Genomic DNA, 412 nt, shown 5'->3' with positions numbered 1-412 from the left:
GCAGACCATTGAAAGCAAGGATCTGCCCGCCGACCTGGTGCGAGGCAACGCGCAGATGCTACCGGTCATGGGCGAGGCCGCGGCTCGCCCCGCCTTCATCGGCGAGCCGTCGCATGGTGGCGAACCGTATGGTGTTACGCCGTCGGTCGATACGTTGCTTTCAAGCTCTGCAGCGGGGGCATCCATCGCAGCAGGTTGGGAGCGCGCGCTCGCGGGCGAGGCCAAGGCCATGCTCGAAGCGGGCCAGCCCGACGTCATGGACGCACTTACGCGACGCTTCGAGAAGGCGATTCTTGAGGCTGCGCTGGGTGTCACGCGCGGGCGCCGTGTTGAAGCGGCAACGCGTCTGGGCATCGGCCGCAACACCATCACGCGCAAATTGCAGGAGCTTGGCTTCGACTGACGTGCCGTC

At 66.0% G+C, this 412-nt stretch carries 1 protein-coding gene; it reads left to right on the top strand.

Features of this window, described 5'->3' with window-relative positions:
* Positions 1-403 (top strand): helix-turn-helix domain-containing protein (locus I6F36_RS39125; RefSeq protein ID WP_276573763.1); only part of this gene is annotated, 403 nt, incomplete at its 5' end.
* Between the last annotated feature and the right edge of the window lie 9 nt (positions 404-412).

This window comes from Bradyrhizobium sp. BRP19 (assembly GCF_020194195.1).
Taxonomy (GTDB): domain Bacteria; phylum Pseudomonadota; class Alphaproteobacteria; order Rhizobiales; family Xanthobacteraceae; genus Bradyrhizobium; species Bradyrhizobium yuanmingense.
This window is presented reverse-complemented; position numbering and strand designations above follow the sequence as displayed.